Genomic DNA, 21,461 nt, shown 5'->3' with positions numbered 1-21,461 from the left:
CGCATTGAGGCGGCCTTGCCAGCTGTCGTCGGTTTCGGACAGGGCGCTGGCGATAATCCCGAGGAACAGCGGGATCAGTTGGGACATCTCGTTCTGGTACCAGCACAGCGCCATGCTGCCGGTCAGGGCGATGAACACCCGCACGCTGTAGGAAAACTTGTCCAGCGCCCAGAGACGGCGGAAGGTATTGCGCAACGATGTCGATGCCATGAACGCTGACGGCCTTGTTCGCGATTGATTTTGCTGAGGGATATGTACAGCGCCGGATGCGCGCTGTACATCCGGTTAGCAAAATTTATTCCGGGCGCGGTCCTCCTCGTCAGACGAACTGCGCCGCCGCGTACGCTGACGCCCAGGCCCACTGGAAGTTGAAGCCGCCCAGATGCCCGCTGACATCCAGTACCTCGCCGACGAAATACAGCCCCGGCGATTTCAGGGACTCCATCGTCTTTGAGGACACCTCGCGCGTGTCGATGCCGCCCAGCGTTACTTCGGCCGTGCGATACCCTTCGGTGCCCGCCGGCACCACTTGCCAGCTCGCCAGTTTGGCGGCGATGTCGGCCAGTTCGGCATGGGTGTATTGCTTCATGGGCTTGGACACAAACCATTGCTCAGCAATCAGGTTGGCCATTTTCTTGGTGAAAATCTCACCGAGCAGCGTCTTCGACTCGCTGTTGGGGCGTTCGGCCTGCTGCTCCGTCAGCCAGCTATGGGCGTCGTGGTCGGGCATCAGATTGATTTCTACCGTGTCGCCGTTCTGCCAAAACGAAGAAATCTGCAGAATCGCCGGCCCGCTCAAGCCGCGGTGGGTGAACAAAATGTTCTCGCGAAAGCTGACGTCGTTGCAGCTCACCAGGCAATCCACCGAGGTGCCACTCAGCTCGGTGCACAGCGCTTTCAACTGATCGGTGATGGTGAACGGCACCAGGCCTGCGCGAGTGGGCAACAGTGTGTGGCCGAACTGCTTGCCAACCTGATAACCGAAACCGGTTGCGCCCAGCGTCGGAATTGACAGGCCGCCGGTTGCGATTACCAACGACGCGCAATGGAGCTCGCCCAAGGTTGTTTCAAGCCGGTAACCGCTGTCGGCTTTCTCGATGCTCTGCACCGAGGTGTCCATGTGCAGGCTCACGCCGGCGGCGTCGCATTCAGCGAGCAGCAGTTCGAGGATGTCGCTGGACTTGTTGTCGCAAAACAGCTGGCCGAGTTTTTTCTCGTGATAGGGCACGCCGTGCTTGCCCACCAGTTCGATGAAGTCCCACTGGGTGTAGCGGGCCAGCGCAGACTTGCAGAAATGCGGGTTCTGCGAGAGGAAGTTGGCGGGCTCGGTGTACATATTCGTGAAGTTGCAACGGCCGCCGCCCGACATCAGGATTTTCTTGCCCGGCTTATTGGCGTGATCGATCAGCACCACCTTGCGCCCGCGCTGGGCCGCGGTGAATGCACACATCAAACCTGCGGCGCCGGCGCCGATGATCACAACGTCAGTAACGGGCAAAGCGGTGTCCTCGGGGATTCGTTGGTGTTTGGAATTGAGTCTCGCGAGCAAGGTGGGTCGCCACCCCGGTCGCTCCTACAGGGGGTGCGCGGCCTTGTAGGAGTGAGCTTGCTCGCGATCAGGGGGCGACGCGGTACTGGGTGGATTAAAGAATCCGCACGCGTAGGGACTTGCCCTTGATCTTGCCGTTGTTCAAACGCTCCAGCGCCTGCTTGGCCATGCTGCGTTCCACGGCGACGTACGCCTGAAAATCAAAGATCGCAATCTTGCCCACCTGGGTGCCGGGAATGCCTGCCTCGCCCGTCAGCGCGCCGAGAATGTCACCGGGACGCAGTTTGTCCTTGCGGCCCGAGCCGATGCACAGCGTGGTCATCGGAGGCAACAGCTTGCCGCCTTCCTTGCGTTCCAGTTGGTCGTACTGCTGCCAGTTGAGCGGGGCTTTCTGCAGCTCTTCAACGGCGCGGGCGCGCTGACTTTCGCCGGGGGCGACCAGGCTGACCGCGATACCGGTCTGCCCTGCACGACCGGTACGGCCGACACGGTGAATGTGGATTTCCGAATCCCGCGCCAGCTCGACGTTAATCACCATGTCCAATGCGTCGATGTCCAGACCGCGCGCCGCGACGTCGGTGGCCACCAGCACGGAGGTGCTGCGGTTGGCGAACATCGCCAGCACTTGATCGCGATCGCGCTGCTCCAGATCACCGTGCAGGCCAACGGCGGACATGCCTTTGGCGATCAAGTGATCGACCACTTCCTGAACCTGTTGCTTGGTGAAACAGAACGCCACGCAGGATTGTGGACGGAAATGATCGAGCACCTTCACCACGGCTTCGAGGCGTTGCTCGGGGGAGATTTCGTAGAAGATCTGCTCGATCTGGCTGTCGGCATGCAGCGCCTCGACCTTGACGGTCTGCGGGTCACGCATGAATTTCGACGCCAGTTGCTTGATGCCCACCGGGTACGTGGCCGAAAACAGCAGGGTCTGGCGACGCTTCGGGGTCTGCTCGATGATGTCGGCAATCGCGTCGTAGAAGCCCATGTCCAGCATGCGGTCGGCTTCGTCCAGCACCAGCGTGTTCAGACCGTCCAGTACCAGCGAACCCTTGCGCAGGTGCTGCTGGATGCGACCCGGGGTGCCGACGATGATGTGCGCGCCGTGCTCCAGCGAGCCGATTTGCGGACCGAAAGACACGCCGCCGCAAAGGGTCAGGACCTTGATGTTGTCTTCGGAACGCGCCAGACGGCGGATTTCCTTGGCCACTTGGTCGGCCAGCTCCCGGGTGGGGCAGAGCACCAATGCCTGGCAGCCGAAGTAACGCGGATTGATCGGATTGAGCAAGCCGATGCCGAATGCAGCGGTCTTGCCGGAGCCCGTCTTGGCCTGGGCGATCAGGTCCATCCCTTTGACAATCACCGGCAGGCTCTGCGCCTGAATCGGCGTCATCTCGGCATAACCAAGGGACTCCAGGTTAGCCAGCATGGCGGCGGAAAGGGGCAGTGAGTTAAAAGCGGTGTTAGTCACGGGACGGGCCTGCAAAACAAAATGTCGCGCAGTGTATCAGGTCGCGGCCCCTGCCTTGGGGCCGCGCGCGATAAATGGTGAGTCGATCACGCCTCGATCTCGGGCTCCGGTTGCGGCTTGCGCGCGGGCGCTTCCGGGGCCATGCGTGGCGACAGTTGCAGGAAGATCGACGCCGCGAGCATGGCCAGCACGCCCACACAGAGGAAGGTCAGCTGGAACGCACCGAGCACGTCGCTGACGTCTCCCGTCGCCACGTCATCGCTGAACCCGCCCAGCAACGCGGCCGCACAGGCGACGCCCAGACTGAGGGACAACTGCGCGACCACTGACAACAAGCTATTGCCGCTGGCGGCACTGGCATCGTCGAGGTCGATCAGCGTCACTGCGTTCATCGCCGAGAATTGCAGCGAGTTGACCCCGCCCAGAAGCGCCAGATGGACCAACAATAGCCAGTAAGGCGTGTTGGCACTGACCAGCGCCATGCTTGCCAGCAAAATGCCGAGCAGCAGCGTATTGCCGGTCAGCACGATGCGATAACCCAAGCGCTCGATGGCTTTGGTGGCCAGCGGCTTGGCGAACATCGCCGCGAGCGCAAGGGGAATCATGCTCATCCCGGCGTGCGAAGGCGAGTAGCCCAGCGCGACTTGCAGCATCAGCGGCAGCAAAAAGGGCAGCGCGCCGCTGCCCAGCCGGGCAAACAGGTTGCCCATGATGCCTACTGCGAAACTGCGGGTCTTGAACAGCTGGGCAGAGAACAACGGCGCTTCCACATGACTGGCGCGCAGCCAGTACGCCGCCAGACACGCCATGCCGGCGAACAGCAGCATCACCACCCGCAGGTGCGGCAAGTGCAGTTCGCCAAGGCCTTCCAGAGCAATCGAAATCAGCACCATGGACGCGCCAAACAGGCCGAACCCCACCAGATCAAAACGCGTACGGCCGCCACCCTGAAGATCAGGAATGAATTTGCGGACAGCGAAGCAACCGAGAATTCCCACAGGAATATTGATCAGGAAGATCCAGTGCCAGCTCAGGTACTCCACCAGCCAGCCACCAACCGTGGGGCCCATCAGCGGGCCGAGCAGCGCCGGCATCGTGATGAAGCTGAGCGTGCGGACCAGTTCGGTTCGGGGGTAGGCACGCAGCACGATCAGCCTGCCCACCGGCATCATCAACGCCCCGCCGAGGCCCTGAATAATCCGCGCGCCGACCAGCATGCCGAGGGTATTGGCAACCGCGCACAGCAGCGAGCCGAAGCTGAACAGCAAGATGGCACTGAAGAAGATGCGCTTGATGCCAAAGCGGTCGGAAATCCAGCCCGACGCGGGGATCAGCAGTGCGATGGTCAGCATGTAGGCGATGATCACCGACTGCATGCGCAACGGGTCTTCCGCCAGCGAGCGGGCCATGGACGGCAGCGCCGTGTTGAGAATCGTGCCGTCCAGGCTCTGCATAAAGAAGGCGATGGCGATGACCCATGGCATCCAGCGCAGGGTGCGGGCGTCCAGCTGCGGCGTAGAAGTTGGCATGTAAATCGAAGGTCCTTATGGTTGCTCGTTCTTTGTGGGTTGTTGCTATCGCGGGCCACTTGTCGGACTGCAGTTCCTGCTTCTGGTCGCACACCGCAGGAGCCGGCTTGCTGGCGAACGCATGACATCAGACGCGCTTGGGATAACTGACCCACCGCTTTCGCCAGCAAGCCTGCTCCCACAGACAGACTTCGAGGTTACAGCGTCAGCGTCAACGCACTCAGCAGCGCGCCTGGCAGCAAGCTCGACGCCGTCTGACGCTGACTGTAGGTGCTTGTCGAGAGCAGGAGTTCCCTTTCCCTGGTCAGTTGCTCCAGTGCCGTCCCCAGCAGGCTGAAAATACTGTCGTCAAAGCGCATGGTGTTGACCGGTGCCTTGATTTGCCCGTCTTCGACCCAGAACGTGGCAAAGCGCGTCATCCCGGTGATGCGCCCGGCAGTACGGTCCGAAAAATTCAGATACCACAGATTGCTGATGTACAGACCGGTGCCCAGCGCTTTCAGGACCTCATCCAGCGCCAGCGATCCGCTTTCCATGCTCAGCGCGCTCGGCGACTCGCCCCAGCCGGCGCCGTTGGCGACAAGGCCGTATTCCGCGGCGCTGCGCGAGTCGATCATGCGCTCCCGAGCGACGCCTTCAGCCACCAGAGACAGGTCCATGCGCGGATAACCCTCGCCGGAAAACGCAGGGGACAGCGAGCCGCTGACCTGCTCATTCAGGCTCACCAGCGGGCTCAACGTGGCATGGCCGTCGTACAGCCGCTGCAGGGGACTGGTCTTGTCAGCCAGCGATTGCGCCGAGAAACCGCCCCAGCTGAGCATGCCCATGACTTCTTCCAGCGCAGCAGGCGCCAGGTAAGCGCGGTAGTGCCCCGGCGCAAGCGCATGCGCAGGGCGCCCGAGGAACGTAAGTTGCTCACGCGCCAGGGCGAACCGCCGGGTAAAGCCTTCGTCGGTCCACGCGTGCCCGGCGTAATTGGCTTTCACCGCCTGGCCGTTCTCATGGAACAGGCTCCAGTCGAAATTGAAGCTGTTGGCCTGATGCCAGCCCAGCGCACCGTTCGAACTGGCGAAGCCGCGATAAATCGGACCGGCCGCGTAGATACCGACCAGGTCCAGGCCTTCACCCAGTTGCGTGATCAGCGCAACGACATGGGCGCTGTCCGGCAACGGTGTCTCTTGCACATTGCTGCTCTGCCAGGCTTCTTCGTTTAATTGCAGGTAAGGGTCTTGCGGCAAGAGTTTCAGTGTTTCACGCAGCTGCAGCAGGGCGTCGCTCAGGCGCTGTCGATCCAGCTCGGCATCGCCCGACAGCGTGAGGTACAGATTGGCGTGACGGCCGTCGGCAATCAGCTTGAAGTTCACGCTGGCCTGCTGCACATGGCCGGCCTGACGCACTTTGGCGTGGTTGAAGCGGATGAAGTCCGACGCTTCGGCGTCGTAGCTCAGGGTATATCCCTCGTCGTCCGTGACCGCATTATTCAGCCACTCGGCCAGGGCCTTGAATTGCGCTTGATGGGACATCATGCGTCACCTCCGAAAACATCAACGCTGGCGAACACGCACGCGGGCGACGCATGCCCCACGCGGATGACTTGATTGGGTTCACCTTTGCCGCAGTTGGGCGTGCCGAGCACCTTGAAAGTGCTGGCGTCGCCGACTGCGCTGAGGTTGCGCCAGAAGCGGGCGGAGATCGCACGGTAGTTCGGGTTTTTCACCACGCCCTTGAGTTCGCCGTCCTCGATCAGTTGACCCCACTCGCAGCCGAACTGGAATTTATTGCGCGCATCGTCGATCGACCACGAGCGGTTGGTGCTCATCACGATGCCGTGCTCGATGCCGGCAATGAGCTGCGCCATCGACTTGTCGCCCGGCTCGATATTCAGGTTGGCCATGCGATCAATGGGTGCGCGGTTCCAACTGGATGCGCGGCTGTTGGCAACACCTTCCATGCCGCTGCGGTATTGCGACAGGGCACCGCCCAAGGGCCGCACCAATACGCCTTCCTTGATCAGGAACTGTTTGCTCGCGGGCGTGCCGTCGTCGTCAAAGCCGTAGCTCGCCAGTTGCTCCGGGATTTCAGGGTCGAATGTCACGTTCAGCAGGCTTGAGCCATATTGCAGGCTGCCGAAGTCGCTGGCTTTGACAAAGCTGGTCCCGGCGTAATTGCGCTCATCGCCCAGAATGCGGTCCAGCTCCAGCGGATGGCCGATGGATTCATGGATCTGCAGGGTCATCTGGTCGGGCGTCAGCAACAGGTCGCGCGGGCCGCTGGGTGTGTTGGGCGCCATGACCAGTTGCAGCGCCTGATCGGCGACGTTAACCGCCGCGCCAATGATCCCGCACGAAGTGATGACTTCCTCGCCGCCTTGCTGACCGAAGTTTTCTCGACCGAGGCTGCGGGTCTGGCTGTCTTGCCCGTCGTACGCGGTGACGCTCAGACCGGGGAACACGAAGCGCTGGGCCTGACGGATCTCGGCACCGGCGTTGTTGAGGTAAATTTGCTCGACGTTCTCAAGCCCCAGGCTCACTTGCCAGTTGACCAGACGCTCGTCCTTGGGCACTGAGGCCGACTCCACATTGAGCAGCGCATAGCAGTCGCTGAGCGACGGAAACGCGTTGTGCAAATTGGGCGAAAGGTAGTCGGCACGAGCGGTGGCGACGGCATGGTCGCGCAGGTCGAGGAGGGAATGCGGAGCCAGCCGGCGCGCCTGAATTTCAGCCTGTTCCAATGCGCTTTGAAGGCCGCGTTGGGAGATATCGTTGGTGGCCGCATAAGCTTCGACGCCATTGATACGCACGGTGAGCATCGCGCCTTCGTCGATGCTCAACTGCGGCGGTTCGGCCACATTCTTGCGCACCGACAGATGCTGACTGGTCTGTTTGACGTAACGCAGGGAGAAAAACGGGGCGCTGCTCTGCAGGGCGGCGAACCGCTGTTTGAGCTGAGCGGAGAAGTCGAACATGCAGGAAGGCTCCTTGGCGATTCGGACAGGCATTGGCCCGAATCATAACGCGGATGATCACTGCAGCGGCGAGGGTCGTACGACGCGGGCACAGGATGTACCCATTGTGGGACCGGCTTTAGCCGGGAATGCGTCAGGTGTGACACCGCAAAATCGAGGGTGTACCCACTGGCCTCTTCCCGGCTGAAGCCGGTCCCACTGACACAGCGCGCGCCGTTAGTGGGACCGGTTTTGGCCGATCCCACTGATTGGTGCGAATTACTGCGCCAACGGGCCCACTTCGCGCATCGGCTTGCCACGCACCGGCGCGTCGCCTGCCACGTAGTAATCAGCCGTGCTGCGCGGCAGTGGAGCGCGACCGCGGATCTTGTCGGCGATTTTCTCGGCCAGCATGATCGTCGGCGCGTTGAGGTTACCGGTGGTGATCAGCGGCATGATCGACGCATCCACCACGCGCAGCCCTTCCATCCCGTGCACACGACCCTGACCATCGACGACAGCCATCTCATCGGTGCCCATTTTGCACGAGCAGGACGGGTGATACGCGGTCTCGGCGTGCTCGCGGATGAAGGTGTCCAGTTGCTCGTCGGTCTGCACCTCGATGCCCGGGCTGATTTCGCGGCCACGGTAACGGTCCAGCGCCGGCTGCTGCATGATTTCGCGGGTCAGGCGAATGCCGTCACGGAATTCCTGCCAGTCCTGCTCGGACGCCATGTAGTTGAAAAGAATGCTCGGGTACTCGCGCGGATTCTTCGACTTCAATTGCACGCGGCCACGGCTGGGCGAGCGCATCGAACCCACGTGAGCCTGGAAGCCGTGTTCTTGCACGCCTTTGCTGCCGTTGTAGTTAATCGCGACCGGCAGGAAGTGATATTGAATGTTCGGCCATTCGAATTCCTTGCGCGAACGAATGAAGCCGCCCGCCTCGAACTGGTTGCTGGCGCCGATGCCCTTGCCCAGGAACATCCACTCGGCGCCGATGGCCGGCTGGTTCCACCACAGCAGCGACGGGTACAAAGAGACCGGTTCTTTGCAGGCGTACTGCAGGTACATTTCCAGGTGGTCTTGCAGGTTCTCGCCAACGCCCGGCAGATCGTGCACCACCGGAATGTCGAGCTTCTTCAGCAGCGGCGCAGGGCCGACGCCGGAACGCTGCAGGATCTGTGGCGAGGCAATTGCGCCGCCACACAGCAGGACTTCCTTGCGCGCACGCGCTTCGATGCGGGCGTCGCTGTCGCCGACCATGTAGGCCACGCCGACGGCGCGCTTGTTGTCGAACAGAATGCGGTCGGTCAGCGCGTGGGTGACGATGGTCAAGGTCGAACGTTTCTTGGCTTCATCCAGATAACCACGCGCGGTGCTGGCACGACGGCCAGCCGGCGTGACGGTACGGTCCATCGGGCCAAAGCCTTCCTGTTGATAACCGTTAAGGTCGTCGGTGCGCGGATAGCCGGCTTGCACGCCTGCTTCCACCATTGCGGCGAACAGCGGGTTATTACCGGCCTTGGGCGTGGTCACGCTGACCGGGCCTTCGCCACCGTGGTAGTCGTTGGGGCCGATGTCGCGGGTTTCGGCCTTGCGGAAATAAGGCAGGCAATCGAGGTAGGACCAGTCTTCCAGTCCCGGGTTTTTCGACCAGCCGTCGTAGTCCATGGCGTTGCCGCGGATGTAGCACATGCCGTTGATCAGCGACGAGCCACCCAGGCCCTTGCCGCGACCACATTCCATGCGGCGGTTGTTCATGTGCGGCTCGGGCTCTGTCTCGTAGGCCCAGTTGTAGCGACGGCCTTGCAGCGGGAAGGCGAGAGCGGCCGGCATCTGCGTGCGGAAGTCGGCGCGGTAGTCCGGACCGCCTGCTTCGAGCAACAGGACGGTGACGCCGGCGTCTTCGGTAAGACGGGCTGCCAAAGTGTTACCGGCCGAGCCGGCGCCGATGATGATGTAGTCGTATTCCTGGGACATTGAAATGCTCCCTCTTTGAGATATGTCTGAAAATGGAGCGAAGGTAATCGGTTACAACTTGTAGGAGCCGGCTTGCTGGCGAACGCGATGGGTCAGGTTCTACAACGTTGAATGAGCTGACTCAGTCGCGAGCAAGCGGGCTCCCACAAGGGGCGGTGCGGGATCAGAACACCGACGCGTAATCGCCCAGCTCGACCTGAACAGACTTGATCCGTGTGTACTGCGCCAGTGAGCTGATGCCGTTTTCGCGGCCCACGCCCGACTGCTTGTAGCCACCGACCGGCACCTTCGCGTCGGACTCGCCCCAGGCGTTGATCCAGCAGATACCGGCTTCCAGTTGATGGATCACGCGGTGCGCGCGGTTCAGGTCCTTGGTCACGATACCGGCGGCCAGACCCATTTCGGTGTCGTTGGCGCGGCGAACCACTTCTTCTTCGCTGTCGTAGCTGAGGATGCTCATGACCGGGCCGAAGATTTCCTCTTTGACGATGGTCATCTCATCGGTGCAGTCGGTGAAGACCGTCGGCGCAACAAACGCGCCACGGGCCAGGTCGCCCTCGGTCAGACGATCACCGCCGATTAGCAGGCGTGCGCCTTCTTCCTTGCCTTTGGTGATGTAGCCGAGCACGTTTTCCATGTGCGCGAAGCTCACCAGCGGGCCGAAATTAGTGTTGTCGTCCTGCGGGTCGCCGACGCGGATGCGCTTGACGCGCTCCAGGATTTTCGCTTCGAACGCTGCCTTCAGCGCGCTCGGCACGAACACCCGTGTGCCGTTGGTGCAGACCTGACCGGAGCTGTAGAAGTTGGCCATCATTGCGATGTCGGCGGCGCGGTCCAGGTCGGCGTCGTCGAAAATGATCAGCGGGGATTTGCCGCCCAGCTCCATGGTCACTTCCTTGAGCGAGGAGCTCGAAGCGCTGGCCATGACTTTCTTGCCGGTCTGCACGCCACCGGTGAACGAGATCTTCTCGATGCGCGGGTGCTCGGTCAGCCAGCTGCCGACCTCGCTGCCGGCGCCGGTCAGTACGTTGAAGACGCCGTCCGGCACGCCGGCTTCGGTGTAGATTTCTGCCAGTTTGAGCGTGGTCAACGAGGTGACTTCGCTCGGCTTGAAGATCATTGCGTTGCCGGCGGCCAGCGCAGGCGCGGACTTCCACAAGGCAATCTGGATGGGGTAATTCCACGCGCCGATGCCGACGGTGACGCCCAGTGGCTCACGGCGGGTGTAGACGAACGAGGTGTCACGCAGCGGAATCTGCTCGCCTTCGATGGCAGGCACCAGGCCGGCGTAGTACTCCAGCACGTCGGCACCGGTGACGATGTCGACGTATTTGGTTTCGGAGATCGCTTTGCCGGTGTCCAGGGTTTCCAGTTCGGCCAGTTCATCGTTGCGTTCACGCAGGATATCGACCGCACGACGCAGGATGCGCGAGCGCTCCATGGCGGTCATGGCGGCCCAGATTTTCTGGCCTTTTTCTGCGCTGATAACGGCGCGCTCGACGTCTTCTTTGCTCGCGCGCTGCACCTGGGCCAGGACTTCGCCCGTGGCCGGGTTGATGGCGTCGAAGGTGGTGTTGTTGCTGGCGTCGACGTAGCGGCCGTCAATGTAGAGTTTTTGCAATTCGAAACGGGCCATAAAGTCCTCGCAGTAGTCTGGGATGGGTAACGATCGGGTGCGCCGTGCGCAGCCTCGATCGTGATGCCGGCTGCTTCAGCTCGGCGCTTTTGCCAGTTGAAAGTCCATGTACTCGTAGGCGATCCGTTGCGCTTGTTCGGTATCGAACGCGTCGCCCGAGAGCGCGCCGCGCAGCCATAAGCCATCGATCAAAGCCGCCAGCCCTCGGGCTGCGCTGCGTGCTTCATCCAGCGGCAGTGCGCGGCGGAACTGGCAGCAGAGGTTGGAATACAGGCGGTGATCGTTGATCCGCTGCAACCGGTGCAGCGAGGGCGAATGCATGCTGGTTGCCCAGAAGGCGAGCCAGGTTTTCATTGCAGGGCCATTGACCTGGCTGGAATCGAAGTTGCCTTCGATGATGACTTTCAGATGAGCCCGCGGGCTGTCGTCGTTCAACGCCCGGCGCCGCTCGGCGACGCTGGCGATCAGCGCATTCATCAGGTGGCGCATCGTCGCTGCGATCAGGCCATTCTTGTCCTGGAAGTAGTGACTGATGATGCCGTTGGAGACCCCTGCCAGTCTGGCGATCAGCGCAATGCTGGCGTCGCCCATGCCGACCTGATCGACCGCCGTGAGGGTGGCCTGGATCAACTGTTGGCGCCGAATGGGTTGCATACCGACCTTGGGCATCTTTAGGGCTCCTTGACGTGCCGGGTGATCGTGAATGGCTGGAAACGGCGTCCACTGTAAAGCTTTTTAATTGAACGTTCAATCAACAAAAAATTGGAGGCGCAGAAAAGCAGCTACAAGCGCCGAGCTTCAAGCTGCAAGAAATGGGCTTGGAAACCCGTTCTTGCGGCTTGTAACTCTCAACTTATTGCTGCTCTCAGCCGTGATTTTTGCCCAGCAATGCGTGATACAGCTCGCTGTCGCCGAGGATGCCGACCAGCTCGTTGTTTTCCTGCAGGACCAGCTTGTTGCCGGTGTGGTAGCGGATTTGCAAGGCGTCGCGCATGCCGATGTCAGAGTGAACAACAGTGGGTTTGCGGCCCAGCGTTTCCACCGACTGGCCCGGCGCCCAGCTTTGCAAATCAAGGGTCGCACCGTGCTGGCGGGCGCCCGTGATGGCGTTGCCGTCGGTGAGATCAATCCATGTGTCGTCGCTCGGGTCCAGGCATACCTGAGAACCATTGATGCGCGTGCACTGGGTGATCGGGCGCATCAGGCTGCGACCGCAGAGCACGTTGAGCGGATTGGTATGGGCGACAAACGTACGCACGTACTCGTCGGCGGGGTTGAGCACGATTTCTTCAGGCACGCTGTACTGAATGATCCGGCCGTCTTTCATGATGGCGATCCGGGTGCCGAGCTTGAGCGCCTCGTCCAGGTCGTGACTGACGAAAACGATGGTCTTGTTCAGCTTCTTCTGCAGGGCCAGGAGTTCATCCTGCAGGCCTTGGCGGATCAGCGGGTCGAGGGCCGAAAACGGCTCGTCCATCAGCAGAATGTCGGCGTCCATTGCCAGCGCCCGCGCCAGGCCGACACGCTGCTGCATGCCGCCCGACAGCTCGTCGGGCTTCTTGTTGCGCCATTGGGTCAGGCCCACCAGCTCAAGCTTTTCGTCCACCAGCTTGCGCCGTTCCTTCTCGGGGCGGCCCTGCATTTCCAGGCCGAAACTGATGTTCTCCCGCACGGTCAGCCAAGGCATCAGCGCGAACTTCTGGAACACCATCGCGATGCGCTTGGTGCGCATCATCTTCAGCTCGGCGGGGGTGCAGGCAGCGATGTTGATCTGCTTGCCTTCGTGCTCGACGAACAGCGAACCGCGGCTGACCGTGTTCAGGCCGTTGATGCAGCGCAGGAGGCTGGATTTGCCCGAGCCGGACAGGCCCATCAGCACGCAGATCTCCCCTTTGTTGATCTCCAGCGAAGCTTTTTCAACGCCGACGATCTGCCCGGTTTTCTTGAGGATTTCTGCCCGCGTAAGGCCCTGGTCCAACAGCTTGAGTGCCTCACGCGGGTCTTTGGAAAAGACGACGTCAACCTGATCGAATTTGATGATGCTCATGCGTCGGCCCTCACTTTTGCGTCCGGTTGTTTGCAGATCCGGTCGAGCATGATCGCCAGCAATACGATCGCCAGGCCCGCTTCGAAGCCCAGGGCGATATCAGCAGTGTTCAATGCGTTGACCACGGGTTTGCCCAAGCCGTCCGCCCCCACCAACGCAGCGATCACTACCATCGACAGCGACAGCATGATGCACTGGGTGATGCCAGCCGCGATGCTCGGCATGGCGTGGGGCAGTTCGATGCGCGAGAGCAGTTGACGGCGCGAGCAGCCGAAGGCTTTGCCGGCGTCGAGGAGTTCCTGCGGGACATCACAGATGCCCAGGTAGGTGAGGCGGATAGGCGCGGCAATCGCGAACACCACCGTCGAAATCAGGCCCGGCACCACGCCGAGGCCGAACAGAGTCAGGGTCGGGATCAGGTAAACGAAGGTAGGGACGGTCTGCATCAGGTCGAGCACGGGTCGCATGCAGGTGTAGAACATCGGCTTGTGCGCGGCAATGATGCCCAGCGGCACGCCAATCACCACACAGACCGCCGTGGCGAACAGTACCTGCGCCAGGGTCTCCATGGTTTCCTGCCAGTAACCCAGGTTGAGGATCAGCAGAAAGGAAATGATCACAAATGCGGTCAAGCCCCATTTGCGCTGAATAAAGTGGGCAAGCAGGGCAACCAGGCCGATCAGCACGAAGGGGTTGAACCAGGTCAGGCCGCCAGTCAGTCCGTGGATCATGGTTTCCAGTGACGAGGCGATGGCGTCGAAGGTGCTGGCGCCGTGCTGCGTCAGCCATTCGACAAAGCCGGCGATGTATTGACCCAGAGGGATTTTATGATCAGTCAGCATGGTATCGGTTGTCCGCGTGCGGGATGAAAAGAGGACAACAGGCGGGCGTACCCGCCTGCCTGTCGAGTTACTTCGTCAGCTCGGCTTTTGCGGCTTCCAGGCCAGGTTTTCCGTCCACGGTGGTGACACCCGCCAGCCAGGTATCGAGTACTTGAGGGTTGGTTTTCAGCCACGCCTTGGCGGCGGCTTCAGGCTTCATCTTGTCGTCGAGGATGTTGCCCATCAACGCGCTTTCCACCGGCAGGGTGAAGGACAGATTCTTCAGCAACTGACCGACGTTCGCGCACTCGGTGGTGTAGCCCTTGCGCACGTTGGTGTAGACAGTGGCTTTGCCGAAGTCGGGGCCGAAGAAATCATCGCCGCCGGTGAGATATTTGATTTTGAAGCGGGTGTTCATCGGGTGCGGTTCCCAGCCCAGGAACACCACGTCGGTGTTGCGTCGCGAGGCGCGGTCAACCTGGGACAGCATCCCCGCTTCGCTCGATTCGACGACCTTGAAGCCGGCGTCTTTCAGGCCAAAGGCGTTCTTGTCGATCATGCTCTGGATCAGGCGATTTCCGTCGTTGCCCGGTTCGATGCCGTAGATCTTGCCGTCGAGCTCTTTCTTGAATTTGACGATGTCGGCGAAGTCATGAAGGCCCTTGTCATAGAGGGCCTGGGGAACGGCGAGGGTGTACTTGGCGTTTTCAAGGTTGGCGCGCACGGTCTCGACGGTGCCGGCGTCGCGGTAGGCCTTGATGTCGTTTTCCATGGTCGGCATCCAGTTGCCCAGGAAGACGTCCATGTTCTTGCCATCGGCCAGCGACTTGTAGGTCACGGGCACGGAAATCATGGTGGTTTTGGTTTTGTAGCCCAACGATTGCAGCACGACGCTGGTGACGGCGGTGGTCGCCGTTATGTCGGTCCAGCCCACATCGGAAAAATTGACCGTCTTGCAAGCGGCGGGCTCTGCGGCCTGGGCCAGGAGGGGAAGACTCAGCGCAACGCCCAGCAACAGCCTTTGTGAACCTTTCATGTTGGACTCCTTTGGTGTTTTCTTCTCGGCATCAGCCGCAGCTGATGCGTTTTCTGGTGTCGGCGAGTCAAGTTGAGAAAACTGCTCTATCACTGCGTCTGGCGATTGAGTCGACAACGATCATGTAACAGCGAAAAACAAACGCCTACAGGGGGCGTCGTATCCAGTACACAGGGAGTCGTATCCAGCATCAGTGACGTCGCTTACAGCTTTTTTCCCCGCTCGCCGAATGATCCCCGGGACAAAGCAGAGTGACGATACGGCAAAAAGTGCCGAAATCGGCAGCCGATCGTGCTCAGGCAGGGCGTGCGCCGCGACGACGTTGGTGGGCATGGGTGAGTCGGTGTGAGACGCCGCCGCGTAAAACAAAAGGCTGATGATGCTGCCATCTCGATGGATCGCTGCTTGAGCGTAGCAGCTCCTTCGCCGGCCGCGCGGTGCGCCGGGAGCCCTGTTTTCGGAGGTTTGCGGGTAATGGCAATCAGCGTGTTCGACCTGTTCAAGATCGGTATCGGCCCGTCCAGCTCTCACACCGTCGGGCCGATGCGCGCTGCGGCATTGTTCGTTCAGGGCCTGCGCGAGCGCGATCAGCTGGCGCAGGTGCACCGCCTTGAAGTCCGGCTTTATGGCTCGTTGTCGGCGACCGGTGTCGGCCATGGCAGCGACAGCGCCGTGATCATGGGATTGATGGGCGACTGGCCCGATGCGATTGATCCCGCGCTGATCGGCCAGCGCATTGCCGAACTGCGTGAAACGAACACCTTGAAGCTCAACGGTGATCGTCCGATACCTTTCGTTTGGTCGCGCGACATGCTGCTCATCGACGAAAACCTGCCGTTCCATCCCAATGCCATGACCCTGGTCGCGTTCAATGAGCGCGGCGAGTTTCACCGCGACACGTACTACTCGGTGGGCGGCGGTTTTGTCGTCGATGAAGCCCAGGCCGCCAGTGGCGTGCTGGATCGGGACGAGACGGTGCTGCCCTACGACTTTTCCAGCGCCGAGGAGCTGCTGATGCTCTGCGAGAAACACGGCCTGCGGGTGTCGCAACTGATGATGGAAAACGAGAAGGTCTGGCGCAGCGAAGAGGAGATTCGCGCTGGGCTCATGCACCTGTGGCGGGCCATGCAGGCATGTGTGGAACTGGGTTTGAAGCATGAAGGCATCTTGCCGGGCGGTCTGAATGTGCGTCGCCGTGCGGCGCGTCTGCATCGCAGCCTTTTGGAACTGAACAAGCCTAATGTGATTGGCTCGACATTGAGCGCCATGGAGTGGGTCAATCTCTTCGCGCTGGCGGTCAACGAGGAAAACGCCGCTGGAGGTCGCATGGTCACGGCGCCCACCAACGGCGCGGCAGGCATCATTCCGGCGGTGCTGCATTACTTCGTCAAGTTCAGTGATGAGGTGAGCGAAGCCAACGTGGTGGATTACCTGCTGGCGGCCGCGTCTATCGGCATTCTCTGCAAGAAGAATGCGTCGATCTCCGGTGCCGAGGTCGGGTGTCAGGGCGAGGTCGGTTCGGCGTGCGCCATGGCGGCTGCCGGACTGGCGGACATCCTTGGTGCGTCGCCTGAACAGGTATGCAACGCCGCCGAGATCGGCCTGGAGCACAACCTGGGGCTCACGTGCGATCCGGTGGGCGGCCTGGTTCAGGTCCCCTGCATCGAGCGCAACGCCATCGCCGCCGTAAAAGCCATCAACGCCGCGCAGATGGCCCTGCGTGGCGACGGCCAGCACTTCATCTCGCTGGACCGGGTCATCCGCACCATGCGCGACACCGGTGCCGACATGCACGACAAATACAAAGAGACGTCGCGCGGCGGGCTGGCCGTAAGTGCGGTCGAATGTTGAGCCGGTAACATCCTGCGCACCCGGGTTTGAAGATGAGTCAGATCTGGCTGCTCGCTTTTCGCCCACGGCTTACTCCCGCCGCTACGTTTTAGCGCGCACCCACTGCCAGGCTGGCGCGATGCCATCCGAATACGCAGCCTCTTGCGGGCGGCCGGTCACCCCGTGCGTCGGGTGACACTCGCGGACTCCCTGCCTGTCCGATGGTTCACACAAGTGCTACGGAATTGCTCATCCCGCCCACCGTTCCCGCGGTCAGGCGGCGCTGAGGTCGTGAATCGAATCATCATGTCGCTCCTGAATAGACACTTCGCGACGTCGCGATCAGGGGTTGTTGAATGCCCATTCAACTTTAGGCATGGCATTTGCGTTGCATTGACCAAGCCCTCCACAGATGGGGGCGATACAACGAGAGCCTTTGCCGAGGCCTTCAACCGTTTTACGTGTGAGGAGAAAGTGTGATGACTACGTTCAACTCCGGGGCTCAACCCCAGAACCGTGCGCCCCAATCCATCGGCTTCCTGCTGCTGGACAACTTCACACTGATCTCCCTCGCGTCTGCGGTCGAGCCACTGCGCATGGCGAACCAGCTTTCAGGTCGCGAGCTGTATCGCTGGACCACGCTGACCGCTGATGGCGGCCAGGTCTGGGCCAGCGACGGTCTGCAAATCACTCCGGACGCCGCCATGCACAAGGCGCCGGTGCTCGACACGGTGATTGTCTGCGGCGGCGTCGGCATTCAGCGCACCGTCACCCGCGGGCACGTCAGCTGGCTGCAAAGTCAGGCGCGCCAGTCTCGCCGGCTGGGTGCGGTGTGTACCGGGAGCTGGGCATTGGCGTGTGCGGCCCTGCTGGACGGGTTTGATTGCAGCGTGCACTGGGAATGCCTCGCCGCCATGCAGGAAGCTTTCCCTCGCGTCGCCATGAGTACGCGACTGTTCACCCTCGACCGCAATCGCTTCACCAGCTCCGGCGGCACCGCCCCTCTGGACATGATGCTGCACCTGATCAGCCGCGATCATGGCCGTGAGCTGTCCGCCGCGATCTCGGAGATGTTCGTCTACGAGCGCATCCGCAACGAACAGGATCACCAGCGTGTGCCGCTCAAGCACATGCTGGGCACCAATCAGCCGAAGCTGCAGGAAATCGTCGCGCTGATGGAGGCCAACCTCGAAGAACCGATCGACCTGGACGAACTGGCGGTTTACGTGGCGGTGTCCCGGCGTCAGCTGGAAAGGCTGTTCCAGAAATACCTGCACTGCTCGCCCTCGCGCTATTACCTCAAGCTGCGCCTGATCCGCGCACGCCAGTTGCTCAAGCAGACGCCGATGTCGATCATCGAAGTGGCATCGGTCTGCGGATTCGTGTCCACGCCGCACTTCTCCAAGTGCTACCGCGAATACTTCGGCATCCCCCCGCGTGACGAGCGCGTCGGCTCCAATACCGCGCAACAGGTGGTAATGCTGCCGATCCCGCAGTCGATGGTCATGACGCCGCTGTCCGGCCCGCTGTCGGCATTGAGTCAGGCGCGCAATGAATCGACGTTTGCGAGTGTGCGCTTGTAAGGCCGGCGCTTTGCGATCGGTCGGCGTTGCGTTAGTTCACGCCTGCGCCTGGCCCTGCTTGTAGGTCGCAAGCGCAGGCAATAACTGCTGATCAATCGCTTGGCGCACCGCCGGCAGAACCGTCGCACTGCCGCTGAGTATCTTTTCCACCAGCTTGCGCAATTCGCGGGCGCGGTCTTCATTCAGACCGCGCACCGCTTGAGCGCACGCCTGCTCTGCGCTGACGCCGGACGGCACGTCGAGACCGATCGATCTGAGTTGGCTGATCAGATCGTCCTGGTCGATAAGGTCTGCGTGCATCATGAGGTTGGCTCCTTTGGTGGGATTGAACCGATTCTGGTCGCGCGCGTATTCGCTCGGCAAGTGCGCGTGGCGCTGATGTCTGGCATGCGTATAACCGTGTCGTTTTCGGCTATGTAACCGGTTGGTCCGTTTGCCATAATCGCTTCACTTACAGCGCGCGGGATACGGTTTGGTCACCCTCTGCTCGCGCGCGTGCCTCGCCCCCGGTTTTGTAACGGCTTAACCGGGGATTTTTTTGCCCGTTGTTTGGCTCCCCGGGCGGGCAGGGCATGAGCGGTCTGCGCAACTTCAGCTGTTTTGTTAAACTCCGCAGCCTTCCAGGAGCCGCCATGAATTACCGTCACGCCTTCCACGCCGGCAACCACGCCGACGTCTTCAAACATATCGTTCTGACTCGCTTGATCGCGCTTATGTCGCGCAAGGAGCAGCCATTCGCTTACCTCGACACCCACGCGGGCATCGGCCTTTATGATTTGCAGGGCGATCAGGCAACGCGCACTGGCGAATGGATCGAAGGCATTGGCCGCTTGTGGGAGGCCGATGACGTGCCTGAGATGGCGGCCGGTTACATTGATGCTATTCGCCAGATGAACAGCAAGACCGGCGAGCTGCGTTACTACCCGGGCTCGCCCGAACTGGCCCGTCGCCTGACCCGCGAACAGGACCGCGTGCTGCTCAACGAAAAGCACCCCGAAGACGGCGCGCTGCTCAAAGACAACATGAAATACGACCGCCGTGTTGCCGTGCATCTCGGCGAAGGCTGGCACGTACCGCGCGCGTTGTTGCCGGTTCACGAGAAGCGTGCAGTCATGCTGATCGACCCGCCGTTCGAGCAACTCGACGAAATGAAGCGCTGCTCCGTCGCCTTAAAAGAAACTGTCGCGCGCATGCGCCAGACCGTTACGGCCATCTGGTACCCGATAAAGGACCAGCGCGCGCTCAAGCGTTTCTATCAGGAACTGGCCGAAACCGGCGCGCCGAAGTTGCTGCGCGTCGAGTTGTTCGTGCATCCGCTGGACACACCCAACAGCCTCAACGGCTCCGGCCTGGCGATCGCCAATCCGCCATGGGGGCTGGAAGAAGAGCTGCGCGAATTGATGCCATGGCTGGCGAAGAAACTCGGCCAGACGCAGGGTGACTGGAAGATGGACTGGTTGATTGCGGAATAACTACGCCGGGTTTCTGCAGCGTGACGGCTTACGTCTTCCCGGCTAAAGCCAGTCCTACAGGTGTACGCGATTGGTCTGTGGGACCGGCTTCAGCCGGGAAGAGGCCAGTGTGGACACCCTCGACCCTGCGGCGTGACAACCGACGTCTTCCCGGCTAAAGCCAATCCTACAGGTGTACGCGATTGGTCTGTGGGACCGGCTTCAGCCGGGAAAGGGCCAGTGTGGACACCCTCGACCCTGCGGCATGACACACGACGTCTTCCCGGCTAAAGCCAGTCCTACAATGGTTACGCGCGGTGTCAGTTGGACCGGCTTCAGCCGGGAAGAGGCCAGGTGCTACACCGTCGATTCTGCGGCGTGACACCCGACGCTTTCCCGGCTAAAGCCAGTCCTGCTCGAGCACCCATTCACAACCCCACAATGGATACTCCTCCCGCTGACTCACCAAGCCTGCCCTTACTGGGTTATTAACGACATATCGCGCAATCTCGACGAGATCCTCTTCAGCCCTGACTCCGTGATCGTGATAACCCTTCTGCCATGTGAGTGTTTTTGCGCCGTAAGCCTTGTTTACTTCGAAGGCACTTCTGCCCTTCAGCGATTGCATGAGCGTGGGCAGTGATCCTGACTTGAGTTCAAACAACCAATGAAGATGGTCAGGCATAACCACCCACGCCATCGAGTACACAACCTCTGAGTCATGCAAGTGCTCCATTTCCGTGACCACCGGGTGGGCTTTCTGAATATCACCGAATATAGGCAGGCGATTCTTGACCACAGAGGTCACGAGATAGACGTTCCCTGGCTGGGAAGATCGACCGATACGGAGAGACCGCCCATGTTTGATTTCCTGCATCCATTGCTCCTCTTCGTGTGAGGGCAAACAATAAAAGCAGAAAGCGGACTCAAGTATGGCTAGTGGTTGTCAGAAGATTTCTGGCGGACGGTGATGTTAAGTAGGACCGGCTTCAGCCGGTAAGAGGCCAGTGTGGACATCCTCGATCCTGCGGCATGAGACACGACGCTTTCCCGGCTAAAAGCCAGTCCTACAAGGGTTACGCGCGGTGTCAGTAGGACCGGCTTCAGCCGGGAAGAGGCCAGTGTGGACACCCTCGATCCTGCGACATGACACACGACGTCTTCCCGGCTAAAGCCAGTCATACAGGTGTACGCGACTGGTCTGTGGGACCGGCTTCAGCCGGGAAGGGGTCAGTTGCAACATCCTCAATTCTGCGGCGTGACAACCGACGCCTTCCCGGCTAAAGCCGGTCCTACAATGCTTACGCGCGGTCTCAGTAGGACCGGCTTCAGCCGGGAAGGGGCCAGTGGCAACACCCTCAATTTTGCGGCGTGACTACCGACTTCTTCCCGGCTAAAGCCGGTCCTACAATGCTTACGCGCGGTCTCAGTAGGACCGGCTTCAGCCGAAAGGGGCCAGTGGCAACACCCTCAATTCTGCGGCATGACACACGACGTCTTCCCGGCTAAAGCCGGTCCTACAAGGGTTACGCGCGGTGTCAGTAGGACCGGCTTCAGCCGGGAAGAGGCCAGTGTGGA

The 21,461-nt window shown here is 61.0% G+C and carries 17 protein-coding genes; 3 read left to right on the top strand and 14 right to left on the bottom strand.

From position 1 onward, the window contains the following. The 12 genes from VF672_RS20055 to VF672_RS20000 all read right to left on the bottom strand — a co-directional run. Nucleotides 1-210, bottom strand: a 210-nt coding sequence (locus VF672_RS20055; protein ID WP_331106285.1) for a hypothetical protein, incomplete at its 3' end; no start/stop codon positions are given. Between the two features lie 109 nt (nucleotides 211-319). Then, nucleotides 320-1,498 (bottom strand): NAD(P)/FAD-dependent oxidoreductase, encoded by a 1,179-nt coding sequence (locus VF672_RS20050; protein ID WP_331106284.1) that lies wholly within the window; start codon nucleotides 1,496-1,498, stop codon nucleotides 320-322. A 145-nt stretch (nucleotides 1,499-1,643) separates the two neighbouring features. Next, nucleotides 1,644-3,023, bottom strand: coding sequence for an ATP-dependent RNA helicase DbpA (gene dbpA / locus VF672_RS20045; RefSeq protein ID WP_331106283.1), 1,380 nt, complete (start codon nucleotides 3,021-3,023; stop codon nucleotides 1,644-1,646). 86 nt (nucleotides 3,024-3,109) lie between these two features. Then, nucleotides 3,110-4,552, bottom strand: a complete 1,443-nt coding sequence (gene mdtD / locus VF672_RS20040; protein ID WP_331106282.1) for a multidrug transporter subunit MdtD — start codon at nucleotides 4,550-4,552, stop codon at nucleotides 3,110-3,112. Between the two features lie 197 nt (nucleotides 4,553-4,749). Beyond that, nucleotides 4,750-6,075 (bottom strand): TldD/PmbA family protein, encoded by a 1,326-nt coding sequence (locus tag VF672_RS20035; protein WP_331106286.1) that lies wholly within the window; start codon nucleotides 6,073-6,075, stop codon nucleotides 4,750-4,752. Beyond that, nucleotides 6,075-7,517 (bottom strand): TldD/PmbA family protein, encoded by a 1,443-nt coding sequence (locus tag VF672_RS20030; RefSeq protein WP_331106281.1) that lies wholly within the window; start codon nucleotides 7,515-7,517, stop codon nucleotides 6,075-6,077. Before VF672_RS20030 ends, VF672_RS20035 begins: the two co-directional genes overlap by 1 nt. Before the next feature lie 258 nt (nucleotides 7,518-7,775). Then, the gene (betA, locus tag VF672_RS20025) at nucleotides 7,776-9,479 is read right to left on the bottom strand and encodes a choline dehydrogenase (protein WP_331106280.1); all 1,704 of its coding nucleotides are present in this window, start codon (nucleotides 9,477-9,479) and stop codon (nucleotides 7,776-7,778) included. Between the two features lie 163 nt (nucleotides 9,480-9,642). Then, complete coding sequence (gene betB, locus VF672_RS20020) at nucleotides 9,643-11,115, bottom strand: betaine-aldehyde dehydrogenase (protein ID WP_331106279.1); 1,473 nt, start codon at nucleotides 11,113-11,115, stop codon at nucleotides 9,643-9,645. A gap of 75 nt (nucleotides 11,116-11,190) precedes the next feature. After that, complete coding sequence (gene betI / locus VF672_RS20015) at nucleotides 11,191-11,784, bottom strand: transcriptional regulator BetI (RefSeq protein WP_074892155.1); 594 nt, start codon at nucleotides 11,782-11,784, stop codon at nucleotides 11,191-11,193. Between the two features lie 196 nt (nucleotides 11,785-11,980). After that, nucleotides 11,981-13,162: a choline ABC transporter ATP-binding protein gene (gene choV / locus VF672_RS20010; RefSeq protein ID WP_331106278.1), complete on the bottom strand. Its 1,182-nt coding sequence runs from the start codon at nucleotides 13,160-13,162 to the stop codon at nucleotides 11,981-11,983. Beyond that, nucleotides 13,159-14,004, bottom strand: coding sequence for a choline ABC transporter permease subunit (gene choW / locus VF672_RS20005; RefSeq protein WP_272904057.1), 846 nt, complete (start codon nucleotides 14,002-14,004; stop codon nucleotides 13,159-13,161). Before choW ends, choV begins: the two co-directional genes overlap by 4 nt. Before the next feature lie 67 nt (nucleotides 14,005-14,071). Further along, the gene (locus VF672_RS20000) at nucleotides 14,072-15,019 is read right to left on the bottom strand and encodes a choline ABC transporter substrate-binding protein (RefSeq protein ID WP_331106277.1); all 948 of its coding nucleotides are present in this window, start codon (nucleotides 15,017-15,019) and stop codon (nucleotides 14,072-14,074) included. A 474-nt stretch (nucleotides 15,020-15,493) separates the two neighbouring features. Here VF672_RS20000 and VF672_RS19995 point away from each other — a divergent pair, with 474 nt between their 5' ends. Together VF672_RS19995 and VF672_RS19990 are read left to right on the top strand one after the other, a co-directional pair. Beyond that, a complete protein-coding gene (locus VF672_RS19995) occupies nucleotides 15,494-16,870 on the top strand; it encodes an L-serine ammonia-lyase (RefSeq protein ID WP_331106276.1) in 1,377 nt (458 codons plus the stop codon). Between the two features lie 458 nt (nucleotides 16,871-17,328). Beyond that, nucleotides 17,329-18,432, top strand: coding sequence for a GlxA family transcriptional regulator (locus VF672_RS19990; RefSeq protein ID WP_331106275.1), 1,104 nt, complete (start codon nucleotides 17,329-17,331; stop codon nucleotides 18,430-18,432). Between the two features lie 36 nt (nucleotides 18,433-18,468). Here the strand turns inward: VF672_RS19990 and VF672_RS19985 are convergent, their stop codons facing one another. After that, nucleotides 18,469-18,735, bottom strand: a complete 267-nt coding sequence (locus tag VF672_RS19985; protein ID WP_331106274.1) for a hypothetical protein — start codon at nucleotides 18,733-18,735, stop codon at nucleotides 18,469-18,471. Nucleotides 18,736-19,064: 329 nt separating this feature from the next. On the opposite strand from VF672_RS19985, the gene VF672_RS19980 reads away from it, so the two are divergent. Beyond that, nucleotides 19,065-19,904 carry a 23S rRNA (adenine(2030)-N(6))-methyltransferase RlmJ gene (locus VF672_RS19980; RefSeq protein WP_331106273.1) on the top strand — a complete coding sequence of 280 codons (840 nt, stop codon included), beginning with the start codon at nucleotides 19,065-19,067 and terminating at the stop codon, nucleotides 19,902-19,904. Nucleotides 19,905-20,283: 379 nt separating this feature from the next. Here the strand turns inward: VF672_RS19980 and VF672_RS19975 are convergent, their stop codons facing one another. Then, complete coding sequence (locus VF672_RS19975; protein ID WP_331106272.1) at nucleotides 20,284-20,760, bottom strand: REP-associated tyrosine transposase; 477 nt, start codon at nucleotides 20,758-20,760, stop codon at nucleotides 20,284-20,286. Between the last annotated feature and the right edge of the window lie 701 nt (nucleotides 20,761-21,461).

This window comes from Pseudomonas sp. (assembly GCF_036387035.1).
Lineage (GTDB): Bacteria > Pseudomonadota > Gammaproteobacteria > Pseudomonadales > Pseudomonadaceae > Aquipseudomonas.
This window is presented reverse-complemented; position numbering and strand designations above follow the sequence as displayed.

What these genes read in the sequence shown, in the direction of transcription:
- mdtD (WP_331106282.1), bottom strand. Translation starts at nt 4,552, where the DNA reads ATGCCAACTTCTACGCCGCAGCTGGACGCCCGCACCCTGCGCTGGATG.
- VF672_RS20035 (WP_331106286.1), bottom strand. Translation starts at nt 6,075, where the DNA reads ATGTCCCATCAAGCGCAATTCAAGGCCCTGGCCGAGTGGCTGAATAAT.
- VF672_RS20030 (WP_331106281.1), bottom strand. Translation starts at nt 7,517, where the DNA reads ATGTTCGACTTCTCCGCTCAGCTCAAACAGCGGTTCGCCGCCCTGCAG.
- betA (WP_331106280.1), bottom strand. Translation starts at nt 9,479, where the DNA reads ATGTCCCAGGAATACGACTACATCATCATCGGCGCCGGCTCGGCCGGT.
- betB (WP_331106279.1), bottom strand. Translation starts at nt 11,115, where the DNA reads ATGGCCCGTTTCGAATTGCAAAAACTCTACATTGACGGCCGCTACGTC.
- betI (WP_074892155.1), bottom strand. Translation starts at nt 11,784, where the DNA reads ATGCCCAAGGTCGGTATGCAACCCATTCGGCGCCAACAGTTGATCCAG.
- choV (WP_331106278.1), bottom strand. Translation starts at nt 13,162, where the DNA reads ATGAGCATCATCAAATTCGATCAGGTTGACGTCGTCTTTTCCAAAGAC.
- choW (WP_272904057.1), bottom strand. Translation starts at nt 14,004, where the DNA reads ATGCTGACTGATCATAAAATCCCTCTGGGTCAATACATCGCCGGCTTT.
- VF672_RS20000 (WP_331106277.1), bottom strand. Translation starts at nt 15,019, where the DNA reads ATGAAAGGTTCACAAAGGCTGTTGCTGGGCGTTGCGCTGAGTCTTCCC.
- VF672_RS19995 (WP_331106276.1), top strand. Translation starts at nt 15,494, where the DNA reads ATGGCAATCAGCGTGTTCGACCTGTTCAAGATCGGTATCGGCCCGTCC.
- VF672_RS19990 (WP_331106275.1), top strand. Translation starts at nt 17,329, where the DNA reads ATGACTACGTTCAACTCCGGGGCTCAACCCCAGAACCGTGCGCCCCAA.
- VF672_RS19985 (WP_331106274.1), bottom strand. Translation starts at nt 18,735, where the DNA reads ATGATGCACGCAGACCTTATCGACCAGGACGATCTGATCAGCCAACTC.
- VF672_RS19980 (WP_331106273.1), top strand. Translation starts at nt 19,065, where the DNA reads ATGAATTACCGTCACGCCTTCCACGCCGGCAACCACGCCGACGTCTTC.
- VF672_RS19975 (WP_331106272.1), bottom strand. Translation starts at nt 20,760, where the DNA reads ATGCAGGAAATCAAACATGGGCGGTCTCTCCGTATCGGTCGATCTTCC.